The sequence below is a fragment of the uncultured Nostoc sp. genome, from assembly GCF_964245575.1.
In the GTDB taxonomy this organism is placed as follows: domain Bacteria; phylum Cyanobacteriota; class Cyanobacteriia; order Cyanobacteriales; family Nostocaceae; genus Nostoc.
Genome location: NZ_CAXTNP010000002.1, coordinates 51,147 through 66,970, shown reverse-complemented (window position 1 = coordinate 66,970; position 15,824 = coordinate 51,147). Strand labels below are relative to the sequence as shown.

At 41.8% G+C, this 15,824-nt stretch carries 14 protein-coding genes and 1 pseudogene; 4 read left to right on the top strand and 11 right to left on the bottom strand.

All coding sequences use genetic code 11. The features are described from left to right. Positions 1-575: 575 nt before the first annotated feature. From ACFFAP_RS00680 to clpP, 3 genes and pseudogenes are all read right to left on the bottom strand, one after another. Positions 576-1,286, bottom strand: coding sequence for a TonB family protein (locus ACFFAP_RS00680; RefSeq protein WP_375509410.1), 711 nt, complete (start codon positions 1,284-1,286; stop codon positions 576-578). A gap of 134 nt (positions 1,287-1,420) precedes the next feature. Next, positions 1,421-1,570, bottom strand: a pseudogene (locus ACFFAP_RS00675) (transposase); the annotation flags it as partial. A 96-nt stretch (positions 1,571-1,666) separates the two neighbouring features. After that, a complete protein-coding gene (gene clpP / locus ACFFAP_RS00670) occupies positions 1,667-2,278 on the bottom strand; it encodes an ATP-dependent Clp endopeptidase proteolytic subunit ClpP (RefSeq protein WP_375509409.1) in 612 nt (203 codons plus the stop codon). Positions 2,279-2,745: 467 nt separating this feature from the next. Between clpP and ACFFAP_RS00665 the strand changes: the two genes are divergently transcribed. From ACFFAP_RS00665 to ACFFAP_RS00655, 3 genes are all read left to right on the top strand, one after another. After that, a complete protein-coding gene (locus ACFFAP_RS00665) occupies positions 2,746-2,901 on the top strand; it encodes a hypothetical protein (protein WP_229472093.1) in 156 nt (51 codons plus the stop codon). A 325-nt stretch (positions 2,902-3,226) separates the two neighbouring features. Beyond that, on the top strand, positions 3,227-5,296 hold the full coding sequence (locus ACFFAP_RS00660) for a thioredoxin domain-containing protein (protein WP_375509408.1): 2,070 nt from the start codon (positions 3,227-3,229) through the stop codon (positions 5,294-5,296). A 116-nt stretch (positions 5,297-5,412) separates the two neighbouring features. Continuing rightward, complete coding sequence (locus ACFFAP_RS00655) at positions 5,413-6,003, top strand: molybdenum cofactor guanylyltransferase (protein WP_375509407.1); 591 nt, start codon at positions 5,413-5,415, stop codon at positions 6,001-6,003. 165 nt (positions 6,004-6,168) lie between these two features. On the opposite strand, the gene ACFFAP_RS00650 is transcribed toward ACFFAP_RS00655, so the two are convergent. Beyond that, positions 6,169-7,668 (bottom strand): family 10 glycosylhydrolase, encoded by a 1,500-nt coding sequence (locus tag ACFFAP_RS00650; RefSeq protein WP_375509406.1) that lies wholly within the window; start codon positions 7,666-7,668, stop codon positions 6,169-6,171. A 289-nt stretch (positions 7,669-7,957) separates the two neighbouring features. Between ACFFAP_RS00650 and ACFFAP_RS00645 the strand changes: the two genes are divergently transcribed. After that, positions 7,958-8,893 (top strand): ABC transporter substrate-binding protein, encoded by a 936-nt coding sequence (locus ACFFAP_RS00645; RefSeq protein WP_375509405.1) that lies wholly within the window; start codon positions 7,958-7,960, stop codon positions 8,891-8,893. A 232-nt stretch (positions 8,894-9,125) separates the two neighbouring features. On the opposite strand, the gene ACFFAP_RS00640 is transcribed toward ACFFAP_RS00645, so the two are convergent. From ACFFAP_RS00640 to ACFFAP_RS00610, 7 genes are all read right to left on the bottom strand, one after another. Next, complete coding sequence (locus ACFFAP_RS00640; protein WP_375509404.1) at positions 9,126-10,073, bottom strand: FTR1 family protein; 948 nt, start codon at positions 10,071-10,073, stop codon at positions 9,126-9,128. An 87-nt stretch (positions 10,074-10,160) separates the two neighbouring features. After that, a complete protein-coding gene (locus ACFFAP_RS00635; protein WP_104906910.1) occupies positions 10,161-10,595 on the bottom strand; it encodes a bacterioferritin in 435 nt (144 codons plus the stop codon). A gap of 124 nt (positions 10,596-10,719) precedes the next feature. Next, the gene (locus tag ACFFAP_RS00630) at positions 10,720-11,757 is read right to left on the bottom strand and encodes a helix-hairpin-helix domain-containing protein (RefSeq protein ID WP_375509403.1); all 1,038 of its coding nucleotides are present in this window, start codon (positions 11,755-11,757) and stop codon (positions 10,720-10,722) included. 155 nt (positions 11,758-11,912) lie between these two features. Next, positions 11,913-12,938 (bottom strand): multicopper oxidase domain-containing protein, encoded by a 1,026-nt coding sequence (locus tag ACFFAP_RS00625; RefSeq protein WP_375509402.1) that lies wholly within the window; start codon positions 12,936-12,938, stop codon positions 11,913-11,915. Positions 12,939-13,658: 720 nt separating this feature from the next. Further along, positions 13,659-14,060, bottom strand: a complete 402-nt coding sequence (locus ACFFAP_RS00620) for a DUF1636 family protein (RefSeq protein ID WP_375509401.1) — start codon at positions 14,058-14,060, stop codon at positions 13,659-13,661. A gap of 176 nt (positions 14,061-14,236) precedes the next feature. Continuing rightward, positions 14,237-15,454: a hypothetical protein gene (locus ACFFAP_RS00615; protein ID WP_375509400.1), complete on the bottom strand. Its 1,218-nt coding sequence runs from the start codon at positions 15,452-15,454 to the stop codon at positions 14,237-14,239. A 37-nt stretch (positions 15,455-15,491) separates the two neighbouring features. Continuing rightward, entirely contained in the window at positions 15,492-15,683 is a 192-nt protein-coding gene (locus tag ACFFAP_RS00610; RefSeq protein WP_375509399.1) for a CbtB-domain containing protein, read from the bottom strand. Positions 15,684-15,824 lie beyond the last annotated feature (141 nt).

The following is a 15,824-nucleotide window of genomic DNA, read 5'->3' as shown; positions in this document are numbered from 1 at the left end:
AGTTTTGAACTTCTAAATCAAGTTTTGAACTTCTAAATCAAGTTTTGAATTTCTAAATTAGCTTCAGAACTTGTAAATCAGGTTTTTAAGTTAAAAATATGGTTTAAAAATCATCAAGCTCTTAGTTTATACAAATTACAGCAAATGTATCTGCATTTCTCCTGATTGCTAATTTCAAGGCTCAAAACCTTAAACTGCGTAGGTTGGGGAGCCATTGCGCTCTTGCGGTTTCCCGACTTAAAGCAAGTGGCGTTTGAGGAACGTAGACGCCCAAAGGGGGACTTCCCGAAGGGTAACCCAACATTTCCAGGGCTTTGTTGGGTTGCACTTTGCTTAATCCAACCTACAATTTTTCTTAGAGACCATTTATAAAGTAAATCTTAAGTAGGGGAGGCAAAAAGCGGTGTGGATGTTCCTCCCGCTTTATTGCCGTTGTGTTATGCCGTAGGCTAACGCACCGCTCATAACATGGTGCGTTAGGCGCTCATATCATGTTTCTCGTGAAACTTATATCGAAATATGTACCTAACACACCCTACAATAATTTTATTTTTACTTTATAAATGACCTCTGATTTACTTTTGTTCATTTCTTAAATTTTGTCTTAGCTCATCTTGACGTATTCTTAGTTTATATTCTTCAACTGCTTGTTGATAAAGAGCTGAACCCTGGATAATAAAATTGGCACTAAGTATAATATTTTTCTGTCCACAAGCATTATTGATAAATTTCATGTTTCTTACTTGAGCTAGAACAGTATTATCTAGTTGGGCATTACCGCTAGAACTATTCAAGTTTGCTTTAATAACATTACCTTGTTCATCAATATCTAAAGCTACTGTTGCTCGTCCTTCAATGCCTTGATGTCTTAACTCGTCTGTATATTTAAAATTGCATTTTATACAATCAACTTTAGCTGGACTTACAGTTACGAAAACTTTTGGTAAGCTCTTGTTACCTGTTACTATAACAATAACGTGATCGCTATTCTCAGAACTCACACTAATAGATTGAATTCCTATTACTGGATTATCTCGACTGAATCTACTACCACAAGGTAAAGACAATTGAGCTTTAGGTATATTAAATATACGTGTGTTATCTTGTATTCTAGGAAAACTTAGCAAATTTGTCAGCGTAGGAGTAACTAAGATAACTTCCAGACCTTTTTCAGTTAATTTGTATTTAATTTCAGTAATTTGTGTAACTTGCGCTAATGCAGGTTGAGCAATCAATACTAAGAAGCTAGTACTCAGATAAAGCAAAGAAAATAGATAATATTTCATAATTGTTTACCTAAAATAACATAGTAGTACGAATTTAATCATCTCAAATTCTCAAGAATAATTTAGGATTGCTATAGTAATCCTATTCGATTTGTGAAAATCGCCAGTTTCAGAGCTGATTCGTAAACAAAAGCTTAAGATGCCATTCGCTTTACCATCAGACGAATCAATGAGCCATAAATCATAGCTTCACTTAGCTCTGTGTACAATTCATAATCCTTGCTCAAAGGCCGAAATCGATTGAGCCATCCGAATGTGCGTTCTACAATCCATCGTTTCGGCAAATTCCATAAATAACCCCTCTCCATAAGTGAAGAGGGGCTATTTGTGGGGTTTAAGGGAATTAAAAGTGGTAAATCACCATTTACCAATCGTGACTATTAATTAAGAACAGCAACTGCTGGACGGCTACCAGCAGCGTGACGGTCAATTACTTGGTCAATCAAACCGTATTCCCTGGCTTCCTCTGGTGACATGAAAAAGTCACGTTCAGTATCTTCAGCAATCCGCTCAATTGGTTGACCTGTATGTTCAGCTAAATAGTCGTTTAGCCGCCGCTTGTGGTAGAGAATTTCCCGCGCCTGAATTTCAATATCAGTCGCCTGTCCTTGAGCGCCGCCTAGAGGTTGATGAATCATAATCCGAGAATGAGGTAGACTCATCCGCTTACCCTTAGCACCCGCGCTGAGGAGAAAAGCGCCCATACTCGCCGCCAATCCGGTACAAATGGTACAGACATCAGGGCGAATATGTTTCATAGTGTCAAAAATGCCCATACCAGCCGTCACCGAACCACCGGGAGAATTGATGTACATATAAATGTCTTTCTCCGAGTCTTCGGCATCCAAATACAGCAGTTGGGCAACAATCAAGTTAGCAAGGTTGTTGTCAACTTGTTGTCCCAAAAAGATGATGCGCTCACGCAACAGCCGTGAGTAGATGTCAAAGGCGCGTTCGCCTCGACCCGATTGTTCAATAACGATAGGAATCATGGAAGCGTGTTTGTGGCTACTTTAAATACATTTTATCGGTGACAGCACGAAACTGGGGTTTATCTCTACTGTTCCCAAGCAGATAACTTAAACCTTTATCGTTTTCTCTTGCCCAAAAACAGTACAAAAGATGATTTTGCGATAAATTCAATCCCCAAGGGCACTTTTTAACTGCAAAAGGTGTCTAAGAAAATATCCCATGAAGAACAAATCAAAAAACTCTAATCATCGCCAACCTCATATCTCGGCATTTGCTGGACAACTTTGGTGATGTGGTGATTAGACCGATAACTAAAATCAGACTTGCTTAAGGAATTGTGTTAATACTGTAACATTTTAAACATTTTTTTAGGATTTCCCTCAGCAAATATCAAATTATTTTTGTTACATTCAGTAAGTCTCTAGGACTAAATGTATTTAGAATAACTAGTCATACTTGAAATGCTATCCAACCAGAGAGACGTGCCATGCTGGAAAAACTTGTACAAGCCGCCATCATCACCTTCTTGCTCCACCTGATAGCAGGACTTAGCCCAAATACTTTAATTCAGTCAAAGACAGCATCACCTGTGCGAGAAACGCCACCAAATATTGTTAGCTTGCTTTTGCGATCTTTTCAGTAAAAATTTTTCATAAGTTGCATAGGTGTCAGCCCCTTTGGGGAAGTCAAAAGTCAAAAGTCAAAAGTCAAAAGTCAATAATTTTGAACCCCATACTTCGGCTACGCAGTTCAACTGCGCTCACAGTAAACTTAGTAACCATAAATAAATTTAGTTGCTCTGCATCCAAATTATTTTTTGGTTAGCTATATCACAGATATGCACTACGACCTCTTACCCAAGAGATAATTCGCTCGTAGGATTTCTTGCTTATCTATATAGCCGTCTAGCCTAAGACTCCTGAGAAGAGGATAGACTGAGCAAAGAAGGCAACTACTTGCATTTGATCATGACTAATCGCCTTGCTGAAGCTAAGAGCCTCTATCTCCGCAAACACGCCGAAAACCCCATTGATTGGTGGTCTTGGTGTGACGAAGCACTTGCAACTGCAAGGGCGCAAAATAAACCGATTTTTCTCTCCATTGGCTATTCTAGTTGCCACTGGTGTACTGTCATGGAAGGCGAAGCTTTTTCTGATATTGCGATCGCTGACTACATGAATGCTAATTATCTTCCCATCAAAGTAGACAGGGAAGAAAGACCTGACCTCGATAGCATCTATATGCAAGCGTTGCAGATGATGAGTGGTCAAGGGGGTTGGCCTTTAAACGTATTTCTTTCCCCAGAAGATTTAGTGCCGTTTTACGCTGGTACTTATTTCCCTGTAGACCCGCGTTATGGTCGTCCTGGATTTTTACAGGTGTTGCAAGCCCTTCGCCGTTATTACGATACAGAAAAAGCAGAATTACAGCAACGCAAAGCCTTAATTATTGAGTCGCTACTCACGTCTGCGGGGTTACAAGATGTTACAACAGATGAGCTTGAAGACCATGAATTACTCCGCCAAGGTTGGGAAACCAGCACAGGTGTAATCACTCCTAGTCAATCTGGTAATAGCTTTCCGATGATTCCCTATGCAGAATTAGCACTGCGGGGAACTCGATTTAATTTTGAATCTCGCTATGATGGCAAGCAAGTTTGTACCCAACGGGGACTAGACTTAGCGCTGGGAGGCATTTACGACCATGTGGGCGGTGGCTTTCATCGCTATACTGTTGACGCTACTTGGACAGTACCCCACTTTGAAAAGATGCTCTACGACAATGGACAGATTGTGGAGTATATAGCTTCTTTATGGAGTGCAGGAGTAAAAGAAGCAGCTTTGGAGAGAGGAGTTGCTGGTACTGTACAATGGCTGAAGCGGGAAATGACTGCGCCTGAAGGTTACTTCTATGCTGCTCAAGATGCCGACAGCTTCATTGACTCCACGGCAGTAGAACCAGAAGAAGGAGCCTTTTACGTCTGGAGTTACAGCGAACTACAAAAACTGTTAACACCTGAAGAACTAACGGAATTAGAACAGTTTGGGGTGACACCTAACGGCAACTTTGAAGGACGTAATGTTTTGCAAAGGCGCTATTCTGGGCAACTGAGTGCAACGGTGAAAAAGGCTCTGAGCAAGCTGTTTACCGCTCGTTATGGCGTTAGTTCTGAGTCTTTAGAAACTTTTCCCCCGGCTCGTAACAACCAAGAAGCAAAAACCACTAACTGGCCAGGTCGCATTCCCTCGGTGACAGATACAAAGATGATTGTCGCTTGGAATAGCTTGATGATTTCTGGACTGGCTAAAGCTGCTGGGGTTTTCCAAGAACCGTTATATCTAGAATTAGCAGCACGAGCGGCGAATTTTATCTGGGAAAATCAGTTTGTCGATGGACGTTTCCACCGACTCAACTATCAAGGAGAACCAACCGTTTTAGCACAGTCTGAAGATTACGCTTTTTTTATTAAAGCTCTCCTGGATTTACAAGCTTCCAACCCTGAGCATAAGCAATGGTTAGAAAAAGCGATCGCTATCCAAGATGAATTCAACGAATTTCTCTGGAGTGTAGAGTTAGGTGGATACTATAACACATCAAGTGATAAGAGTGAAGATTTAATTGTACGGGAGCGCAGTTACGCTGATAATGCTACACCATCAGCGAATGGAATTGCGATCGCTAACCTTGTGCGTCTCGCCCTACTCACCGATAATCTAGATTATTTGGATTTAGCGGAACTTGGCTTAAAAGCTTTTAGGAGTGTAATGCATCGCGCTCCCCAAGCAAGTCCTAGTTTATTTACAGCGTTGGATTGGTATCGGAATTCTACCTTGATTCGCAGCACAACTGAGCAAATAAGCTCTTTGATCCCCAAGTTTTTGCCGGTGGCTGTGTTTACTATCACATCTGATTTACCAGAGGGAAGCGTTGGGTTAGTTTGCCAAGGTTTGAAATGTCTTGCACCAGCAGCAAATGTAGAGCATTTATTGCAGCAAGTCCAGAAAAGTCAAAATCGGGGAGTGGGGAGTAGGGAGTAGGAAGTGGGTGAAGATGAAGAAGGCGGTGATGCAAATTACACCTATTTTTAGGTAAATAGACCACGCAGTAGGGGTTTAGCATTGCTAAACCCTTACGACAGATGTAGCTCAAATAGATGAAAACTGCTATAACCACAATTGTATTAGCCGGCGGGAAAAGTTCTCGGATGGGTCAAGATAAAGCCCTGATTCCCATTCAAGGAGTGCCGTTGTTACAGCGAGTTTGTGGGATTGCTCATAGCTGTGCTGATGTTGTTTATGTAGTAACTCCCTGGCCAGAACGCTATCAAGACTTACTTTTGCCTGGTTGTCAGTTTATCCGAGAAGTACCTTTATCTGGAGAATCTCTAACCCACGGGCCTCTAGTTGGGTTTGCCCAAGGGCTAGCCGAAGTTAAAACAGATTGGGTGCTGCTGCTAGCTTGCGATTTGCCGAGGTTGCGGGTTGAGGTGTTGCAAGAATGGGTAACTAGACTTGATAGCGTGGGCGATAATGCGATCGCAGCTTTAGCTGAACATCCTAAAGGTTGGGAACCTCTGTGTGGTTTCTATCGCCGTCGCTGTTTGCCACAACTTTTAGAGTTTATCAACCAAGGGGGGCGATCGTTTCAGCAGTGGCTTCGGCAATATCCTGTAGAAGTTTTGCCTTTAGCAGAACCCGAAATGCTGTTTAACTGTAATACACCAGAGGACTTGGCTTTAAGTTAACGTCAGTCTCCAACAGAGGCGCACGTTAAAATTAGCTTATGCTTGCAGCACATTAACCGCGATCGGGTATAATCCAATACGCTTGGGTTAGCGCCAAAAACCTTAAACTGCGTAGGTTGGGGAGATAAAAGAAATTTTCCTTCTGAATTCTGCTGTATCTGCTGTTTACCGAATGCGACAAAATTTGCGATCGTTATCATTCTCAGGATATTGCCAAGAATAGGCAAAATGGCTAACTCCCTTCAGTTGGGGGGCGTATTGGCGAAGTGCTTGCATTTGCACTTCTAGGGATGGACGATTACTAACGGATTTTCCCCATTGACCAGCTAAAGCAGGGATTATCTGTGTACCCGGTTTTGCCATACTCAAAACCCGTTGCACTTGCGACACAATACAACTGACATTACCGCAATTCCCATAAGCCATAGGATGCCACTGCAATGTAGTGGGGAACCGATCCCAAGGTTGCAAACGGGAATCATACCCTTGTCCTACAGTTTGGTTGCCATCAGGGAAAAACACCACTCCCGTGGAAATACCTTGCTGCTTTGCTGGGTAACTGGCTATGGTGACAAAATCTAGAATTCCTTGCATGGCGTGGGCAACAGCAAGCTGCCATAATTCCCATTGTAAAAGCGGCTGTCTATCGGTTGCAGACAGAATTGATTTTTGGGCTGGTCGAGGAATGCGTCCTTGCCAGAGGGGTTCGCCTTCTTGAGGATAAAGTTTATCAACTTCCGCTATATCTCTGACGCCGACGAATCCCTTACTTAAAAAGCGCCGAATCAAGTCCAGCCCTTTGTAATTTAGTGCCCGTTTAAATAAAGCTTCTTGGGTTGCAGGACTAAATAGCCATAAATCTGAAACTTTGGTGGCGATGGAATCACTTCCTGCTTGTCGGGGATAGCGCACATAGTCTAATAGCAAGCCATCTGGGCGACGGCGCAAAATTTCTTTTACTAATTGGTAGTAGTCGCGTTTTGCTTGCAAGTTGTAGGGGTCGATAAATACTTGAGAGCCGTTATCTACCACATATAGGCTGGTTTGACCTTTGCCATTACGAGCGATCACACTTTCTCTATCTGGGCGCTGGGCGTAAGTATAGCCGAAATTGGTAGTAAACATCCAGGTGTAAACCTTTAAACCGCGTTCCCGACCTTTTTGAATTGCTGTGGCGAGTATATCGGCGTTTTCTGCCCCTGGAGTGCGAATTACAGAAGGCCAAACCGTCGGGTTAGCTTTTGCTGGCAATAATGCTTGCCCGTCGTAAAATACTTCTAAATAAACTTGGTTATAGCCACGGTTGACAATCCGATCCATAATCTGATCAATTATTCCTGGCTGAATGTCACAGGGATACAAGCGCAACCAAATAGCTTGTATTTGCGGCCAAGTCCGCGTGCGGCACTCGTGTAATTCCTGTGCCTGTTCTTGTAGCATCTTTTGATAGCGGGTTTGGGCATCTGGTTTGCCTTTGAGGGCTGACAAACGTAAGTTTTCTTTTTCTTGTGCCGCCGTTGATGATAATTGACAATACTGGGTTACTTGTGCCCTTGCTGGTTGGCTTCCAAAGTTGGGGAGTAACGAACTACTAGTGAAAACAATAGCGAATAGACGCCGCCAAAATAATGTTGATCTTGCAACGTTCAAGGGATGGTTAGACATATCTAGCAGTAGATGGACACAATAATCATCGACCCCAATTCAGATAATTGCAGGTAGTTTGTATATAATTATACATTTAAATAAGAGGGGGGTTTTTAAACCTATTTTTTTAAGACTACCAAAGGCTTGTTTGTGTTGCTGAATTTTTTGATAAAGACATAAACACATATAGGGCAGTATAAAACATCTGAATACACACCAAGTTTAGTCTGTTATTGGGTAGATTCTGCCTGTACCTTAGTTAGTGAAAATCTGCTTATGCTATTCTTACCCCAAAAGGAATTTTAATATGCATCGTCGTTGGCTTTTATCTGCTTTAGCACTTTTGATGAGTATACTTTTAGCTGCTTGTACGACTGCAACCACTCAGCAACTACAAACAAAAATCACAAACCCTACTGAGACGACAAACACAAATTCTCAGCAATTACCAAAAGGATCAGCAAAAAGAGTTGTTGCTCTTTCTTCTCTTTCTGCTGATATTATTTCTCAACTCGATCAAACAAAAATTGTCGGAATCACTGGTAGTAAATTATTTAAGAATGACTCAAGATTCAAGGATATTCCCCGTGTAAGTGAAGGGCAAAGTCCGCCAAATTTAGAAAAAGTGGTAGCACTCAAACCAGATTTAGTTATTGGTGCAGAAGGTTTTTCTAACATCCCAATTCAAAAACTTCAGCAGCTAGGAATTCCGACCTTTCTCACTAAGGTGAATAACTGGGAATCTCTAGAAGAACTTACTAAAACACTTGCTAAATCAATTGACGCTGATCCTCAGCCTTTGTTAAATCGTTACAAAACTTTCTTGCCAGAAAAGCCAGCTCAAAGTATTTCTACTTTAGCGCTGGTTAGTCGTCAACCAATTTTAGCCCCGAATAAAAATAGTTGGGCAGGGGATTTGCTGGCGAAATTCCAGGCGAAAAATATAGCAGCAGATTTACAAGCAAAAAGTCCAATTGCTGGCTATGTGACGCTTTCGGCGGAGAAAGTTTTAGAAGCAAATCCAGAGGTGATAATTTTGGTTAATCCTCCGCAAGGAAATTCGGAAGCAGCGCTTTTAGATTCGTTGAAAAAAGAAGCTTTTTGGCAGCAGCTGCAAGCAACTAAAAATAACCGAGTCTATACGTTTGATTACTATGGTCTAGTGAATCCAGGTAGTATACATGCAATTGAAAAGGCTTGTCAGCAGCTTAAGCAAGCGTTGTTTGCACCACAGAATACTTAAACCAATTACTTGTAAGGTTGCATAGAACAAGGGGCTTAAGCCCCTAGTCTGGCTAAACCTAATTTTGTACATTTTCACAAAAATTGATATTAGCTCAATAAATATAATTTAAAATCTTGTTTATGAATAGGGGAGGCGCAGCCTCTTAATAGGCATTCCCAGTATCTGACTGGGAACAAGGAAGGAAAAAAATATACAATTGACTGTGCTTTTAATCTTTTGCAGAACTAATTTATTTTTGAACAAAGGGGACATTTTTTTTCCCTTCAGGAGAAGCACCTCTAAGGCTGCGGAAATACAGTCCTCCAATAGTGAATAAAAATGCCACATATCCCACTGCTTGTATAAGATAAAGATTCTCTGTGTAACCAAATAAAGATTTGAGAATAATGCCAGGAAACTGTTCGTCAGGCAAGATTGTGGAAGTATTTGAAACCATTGGCCCCAAAATACAGGAGTGGACTTTAGTAAAGCGTTCGTAATAGAAACAAAGACCTTGTGTAGCACGACTGCTAAGGGCAAAGTTAGCTACAGCGTCGTCAAAATGTTTCAAAGCTGAAACTACCAACCCAGCGACAATCAACACTAATAAAACGCCCATTACCTGGAAAAACTGGCGGATGTTAATTTTGACACCCCATTTAAATAGCAGCACCCCAACCGCAGATGCCGCTACCAAACCACCAATAGCACCCAACGCTGGCATTAATCCCTGTTGAAAATTAGCAGCAACGAACAGAACAGTTTCAAAGCCTTCGCGGACAACGGCAACTAAAATTAAAGTAAAAACACCCCAACCAGCATTTGAGTTTTGTGTCAGTGCTTGTGTAACTGCTCCTTCAACTGTAGCTTTCATAAATCTGGCTTGTTTGGTCATCCAGATTAGCATCCAACTGAGCATTGCGATCGCTAACACACTAAACACACCTTCTAACCCTGGCTCAACTACGGAGGTGTATTGAGGATTCACTGCTCCCAGTATTTGAATTATCCAACTGAATAGCACACCGATTAAGGCACTGATAACAATGCCAACGCCGACACCAGCATATACCCAAGAGTTGAGTCGGGATTGTTTAGCTTTTTGGAGCAAAGCTAGCACAATGCCAACAACAAGGGCAGCTTCTACTCCTTCGCGGAGCGTTATTACAAAAGTAGGTAGAGCAGTACTAAAATTCATCTTTTGTCCTTTGTCTTTTGTCCTTAGTCATTAGTCATTTGTCCTTTGTCAGTTAACTAATGACTAATGACTAATGACTAATGACTATTAACCAAAATCGCGTAGCATCTTTTTCAGTTCGAGATTATGCATCTCTTCTTGTCCAATCATGCCTCGAGCGAATTCTTCAAGATAAATGCTGGCATTGGTGACAGTTTCGAGCAGATCTTTATACAGATCCAATGCCTTTTTTTCATGAGACAAGCTTTCTGCCAAGATATCCTTGACTTTATGCTGGTAGGTTTCTTCCATTGGGGCAATTTTCAGGGAGGGATGCCCATCTAAACCAGTGAGAATTTCTCCCACTTGTTCGGCATGAAGTAAAGACTCACTTGCCTGTGCTTTGAAAAAAGCCACAATCGGAATACGGTTAGGGCCAGTTACCATCAAAGAATAATGTGTGTAGCGCACTACTCCTGCTAGTTCAAATTCCATGATGGCGTTCAGCAGGTCAATGGTCTTTTTCTGGTCAAGTTCTTGCATCAGTTGTTAGTTTAAGTAACGAATGGAGTGTAATGAGTTAAGAGTTCCTAATTCGTAATTCGTAACTCCTAACTATTTCCTCATTTTAAACTCCTTACCCTATGCTTCCCATTAAATCAAAGTGTTATAGCTGTGCTTGAGTATTGGATTTGTCAACGACTTTTTGAGAGTTTTCCTCAATGGTTTTTACCAGCTTGGTAACATCATTAGGGGTTTTGACTGCTTTCGCTGGTGGAATGGCGGCAGGCCAAACTTTTATGAGTTCAGCAAAACTAGTGTTGATCGCTTTGTGTGCTTCGGGATCTGCTTGAGCTACTTGACTAGAAATTCCTTTGTATAAATCATTGGCGTAAACCACAAAACCACGAGAGTCTTGATACTCAATTGGCGCGGTTATTTTACCATTTGCGATCGCAGCGCCATATTCGGAGTTGGCTGAATCTAGTAGTTCGTTAATTACCTGTAGCACAAATCCTGGTTTTGAGCGTTCATCTGCTGGCAAAGCTGCGATCGCGGAATCAACTGCTTGCACTGAAGAAGTAAAATTAGTTTTAACTTTGTTATCCTTCGGACTAGATTTCACTAAGTCTTGCAAACTTACCAATGTTGTCTTAAATTGTTTGACTTTGCGCTCATTCAATTGTTCTTCTACGTCAACGTAAATCTCCTCAACTGGATGTCCTATATGAGGTTCTGCCTGTTTCGGCTGATTCTGATCCAGAAGTTCTTGTGCTACCAAAAGATGCCCTTTCATTAAGCCTAATTTAGACATATAGTCAACATCTTTTGCCTCACCTGAAAGTACCACTTCTTGAACACCAACCTGGTCTTTAATTTGGTCGAACTGTTCTTGAGTAATTACTTTTTTACTAACTAAATCTTCTGGTCTGCCATAAGGACGACTTGCCTGAATTTTGTTGGATAAAGCCGGGACACCTAGTTTGGCTTCAAACTTATCCAATTCTGATAATATAGCACTGTTAATGTTAATTTTTTCTTTGCCACCGTGACCACTATGACTGTTTTCACTTACTGCCTCTGTAGCTTGAGGGCTAGTAACTGGTGCTGAGGGATTTTCTGCAGTTGGTGTACTACTACAGGAACTCAAGGTAACTATTACAGCTGCTGCTGCTGTTAAACAGATATAACGAAGTTTTCTCATCTTTGCTCCTCGCACAATTAAAAAAGGTATTAATTGAAACATTTCAAACTATTAGTAGAAGCTAGTTTGTTTGATACATTTTCATAGATTTTACTCTCGCATATAATGAGATTTTTTATCAACTATTTATCTAAAAATTTTTAATAATAATATTGTCAGGATTTTTTAACAGAATTTTGAGAGTTGCTCTGGGCAAGTACTTCAAATTGACCCATGCAACCGTTTTCTGCGATCGCATCCTGATGGGGATGGAACATATACTTACCTGGGTAGCGAAAAGCAAATTCCAAAATGTGCCTTTCTGCCATACCCATCGTAATCACATCAGCTTTCTCGCTAGGAGTCATACTCATGCCATAGCGATAGACATCAAAGAAGTTGGCGTGGAGATGAAACGTCACCGCCGGATCGTATTCAATGATGTTGAGAACATACAGCCGAATCAACTGATCTTTGTAAATGCGAATCGGGTTATGCATGTAGTAATGAGGCAGACCGTTGAAGGCGTAATAATCATTATGGCTATCATCATTCACGTCATACCCAGCCATCACTAGTACGATTTCATCAGCCGGGGGACGGGGAGTCGGTGGATCGATGATAAACATCCCGTACAGTCCCTTGGCAATGTGACGGGTAACTGGTTCAATATGGCAGTGATATAAGTGAACACCATAGGGTTCAGCATCAAATTCATAAATTGTGGCTTTGCCATTGCTGATTGGGCGAACACCATCCATTTCTGCCGGATGAACGCCATGAAAATGCAAAGAGTGAGAATGTCCGGCGTTGTTGAGAAATAGTACTCGGATGCGATCGCCCTGTTTTGCCCGTAGCGTTGGCCCTGGTATGCGACCGTTTAAATCCCAGATGTTGTAAGAGACAGCACTATTGAGATTTATGATGGAAGTACCCGCAGTTAACTGAAATTCCCGGATAGTCCGACCATTTTCTTGCTTCACCGTCCCATAATCAAAATCCCTTAACATCTTCATCGGGTTAGTAGCGTCGTCTGGTACTTCCATATCGAATGGTGGCACTTTGACGATTGACTTACTTTGTAGATTTAGCATCTGCCAAAGTCCAGCTGCACCAGTTACTCCAGCACCTGCTAGTCCCAGCTGCAATATTTGACGGCGGCTCCAAGGTTTTCCGTCACCTAGAGCGAAGTTGTTGGGCATGACATTTAGTTACAATTAGCGCTAAGTAATTGCAAAATCTTTGCAATTAATTTTAATATTTTAAATGAATTAGTAATTATTGTCAATAATTTTGAAGTGCTTCAAAACTGCTACTAAAATTATTAGATTCAGGTCGAGCTATAATCTGTCTTGAAAATAGGGAGTAGGGAGTGAGGAGTGGGGTATTCCTTTTTCGTTCTTGGTTGTGGGATTTTACCGTGATTATGTCTTGCAAAACTCTAGGCAATTTTTCTCCCTTAAATAGTATTTTTACTTAAATATAAAGTATAAAGAAGTGAAAAATAAAATAGTTTTTTGTATCTATTCCTGATCTGACTAATGCCTTAATAGTAATTGGATTACAAACAATGCATATCATATTACTTAGGAACTAAATGCCAGCAATAAACTATTGGTAAGGTGTAAGATATTTAATTAGCTTAGAGATAAAATACATCGCATTTCAATAAAATTTTAAGACTTAGCAACATGACTATTTTTAATTGTTAATTAATTTTGTTCATAAAGAATTAAGTTAAAGTCTATAGCAATTTTGTGTTATCTTTGTCTGATGCCCTCTGGCAATTGGTTTTGAAGTGCTTTATTTAAATCCAACTCCAAAGAATTCAAGTCCTCATATTTTTCTAAATGGTAATGAATGCCATTACTCATGAAAGCAACAAGTACTTACATAAGTGTTTAGGGAACTTAGTAAAATGTTTATTGACACGGCGGCAGAGGTGGAATCCGTGCGATCGCTCCGGCTCTGAGCGGTTCTGGGCGCTTGGCGTATGGGAGCAAACCATCCGGCTTGGCGTGATACTGACTAGCACAGTCAAGTACGGCAGTTGCTGTATTATCTACACGTTCAGGATCAGCAGGCAGATCGCCGAATAAGTAGGTGTGTTTGTTAAAACAGACGAAAGCAATTGCACAAGCCTGGTCACAAACACCCATGCATTCAACGGGTTGAATCGAGAACTCGTCTTGCAACATCCAATCATGATATAGGGTTTGTAATTTCTCTAGCAGCCGTTCACCGCCGCTTTTAGCAACGTACTGTTTTGTTTGATGACTACTTCCACATCTCGTACAGACGAATATAATGTGTTGATGATTCATAGATAAATTGCAGGGTTCAATGTTCTCATGCTGTATCTATAAAAATCCATGTCGAACACTCAATGGTATCCGACATGGATTTTAGGCAATCAGCCTGTTTGGTCATTGGGCAAAGAAATTAAGGGCAAATGTTTATACAACCGAATGGCATAGCAATAACGCCCTTTGATACTGACTTAGGAAACACTACGTTTCAAAGTCAACCCAGTACGCGGAGTCTGCCTGTGTCGCAGCCACAGTCCCAGCAGCAAACCAATTACCACAATTCCAGTAAAGTAAGTCAGCGAAATCAACCGGACAGACATTGGCGGAGCGACACCTTGGACTGGAATATTCTCTGCAACTTGGAATGGCTGAAATTGCCGGGTTGCGTTTGCAAGCGGTGCAACCTCGACAACAATGCTATGCGGGGCACCGTCAAAGAACTCCTGCTCCCACGCTAATTTTCCGTTGCTGTCTGGAGTCCCCTGATAAGCAAACGCCAGCCAATTATTTTCGAGTTGGGTGGTTGTTACCTTGAACACTACATCTGTGACGGGTTGGCTGGTTTTGGGATCACTGACGCTAACTTGCAATCTGGCAGGTTGACCCACCGTTGCACCCTCGTCACCCGATAGTTGCATATAAAGTCCTTGAGACTGCAATTTAGCGGGCTTACTAGAGGGCGGAACTTCTTCTCCCATGCCTGGCATCGACATCGTATGGTGCGATTCGGCAAGTTCAGCATTGATGTTGACCCAGAGGAGCGCAGCGATCGCTACCACAATCAATCCACTCAACAATAATCGCACCTGTTGCGGGGCAATTTCTCCCGGTTGAATAGGTTGTCTACCCCCAATCACCCAACCTCCTAGTAGCCCAACTGCCAGTAAAATCACAACCAGGATGCCAAAGTAGCGGAACTTTAAGGGATTTTCAGGCAGCGTCAGCGTCAGCTTTTGCTGAATCGGCTCAAACGCATTGGCAACGAGCGGAGTAACTGCTACCTGGAGTTGATACGTTCCCCGGATTGGCAGGGTTTGTTGAACCTGCAACTGACCTGTTGGTGCATTGCCCTCAATGTCCAGCAACTTTGTTCCCTCGACGATCGGAAAATCTGTTGTGAACCAGGGGTTTTTAGGAGGGGTGAACAATTGCAAGTGGATTTTGGCATCCTTTAAAGATTGCCCTTGAGCATCTACGGCTTGCAGCATCAGCTGCACTGGCGGATTGTAGTGTCCCGAACCTAACACTGTAGTGGCTTCAGCCTCAAGGGGTTGAACCTGATTAATCGGTGGATTGGTTGTTAGCCGCACCGATGGTTGAGGAGATTGGGAAAGTCCGATCCAACCATACAGAACAATTCCGAGCGTGCAAATCACACCGATCAGCTTAGACCACTTAAATAAAGTCATTTATTTGTGAACTCCTGCTAATCATTGACTCAATCAACTAATGGCAACTCACCATCAGTGTGTGGTGACGCAGAGTATGAGTTGTGTCATGGATAGCGGGGTATGTACTGAAATAAATTGTCCACAGAGTCAAAGAACACAGTGCAACATAGAGCGCTGATTGTACAGGTACTGATAGTACTTGACGGGTGACTTGTTGCTGAACCGAACTAGAAGATTGAACTGTCATTTTGTACCTCGTAGATAAAACGATATTAATGATTGATTAGGTAGGCATTCTGACTTCTAGAGTTAGCAGTGAACAGTAAATCACTGAAAACAGATGAATAAGACTCTGTATGAGCCGTCCTAGCATACTGAGCCAGCTATT

What these genes read in the sequence shown, in the direction of transcription:
- ACFFAP_RS00680 (WP_375509410.1), bottom strand. Translation starts at nt 1,286, where the DNA reads ATGAAATATTATCTATTTTCTTTGCTTTATCTGAGTACTAGCTTCTTA.
- clpP (WP_375509409.1), bottom strand. Translation starts at nt 2,278, where the DNA reads ATGATTCCTATCGTTATTGAACAATCGGGTCGAGGCGAACGCGCCTTT.
- ACFFAP_RS00665 (WP_229472093.1), top strand. Translation starts at nt 2,746, where the DNA reads ATGCTGGAAAAACTTGTACAAGCCGCCATCATCACCTTCTTGCTCCAC.
- ACFFAP_RS00660 (WP_375509408.1), top strand. Translation starts at nt 3,227, where the DNA reads ATGACTAATCGCCTTGCTGAAGCTAAGAGCCTCTATCTCCGCAAACAC.
- ACFFAP_RS00655 (WP_375509407.1), top strand. Translation starts at nt 5,413, where the DNA reads ATGAAAACTGCTATAACCACAATTGTATTAGCCGGCGGGAAAAGTTCT.
- ACFFAP_RS00650 (WP_375509406.1), bottom strand. Translation starts at nt 7,668, where the DNA reads ATGTCTAACCATCCCTTGAACGTTGCAAGATCAACATTATTTTGGCGG.
- ACFFAP_RS00645 (WP_375509405.1), top strand. Translation starts at nt 7,958, where the DNA reads ATGCATCGTCGTTGGCTTTTATCTGCTTTAGCACTTTTGATGAGTATA.
- ACFFAP_RS00640 (WP_375509404.1), bottom strand. Translation starts at nt 10,073, where the DNA reads ATGAATTTTAGTACTGCTCTACCTACTTTTGTAATAACGCTCCGCGAA.
- ACFFAP_RS00635 (WP_104906910.1), bottom strand. Translation starts at nt 10,595, where the DNA reads ATGCAAGAACTTGACCAGAAAAAGACCATTGACCTGCTGAACGCCATC.
- ACFFAP_RS00630 (WP_375509403.1), bottom strand. Translation starts at nt 11,757, where the DNA reads ATGAGAAAACTTCGTTATATCTGTTTAACAGCAGCAGCAGCTGTAATA.
- ACFFAP_RS00625 (WP_375509402.1), bottom strand. Translation starts at nt 12,938, where the DNA reads ATGCCCAACAACTTCGCTCTAGGTGACGGAAAACCTTGGAGCCGCCGT.
- ACFFAP_RS00620 (WP_375509401.1), bottom strand. Translation starts at nt 14,060, where the DNA reads ATGAATCATCAACACATTATATTCGTCTGTACGAGATGTGGAAGTAGT.
- ACFFAP_RS00615 (WP_375509400.1), bottom strand. Translation starts at nt 15,454, where the DNA reads ATGACTTTATTTAAGTGGTCTAAGCTGATCGGTGTGATTTGCACGCTC.
- ACFFAP_RS00610 (WP_375509399.1), bottom strand. Translation starts at nt 15,683, where the DNA reads ATGACAGTTCAATCTTCTAGTTCGGTTCAGCAACAAGTCACCCGTCAA.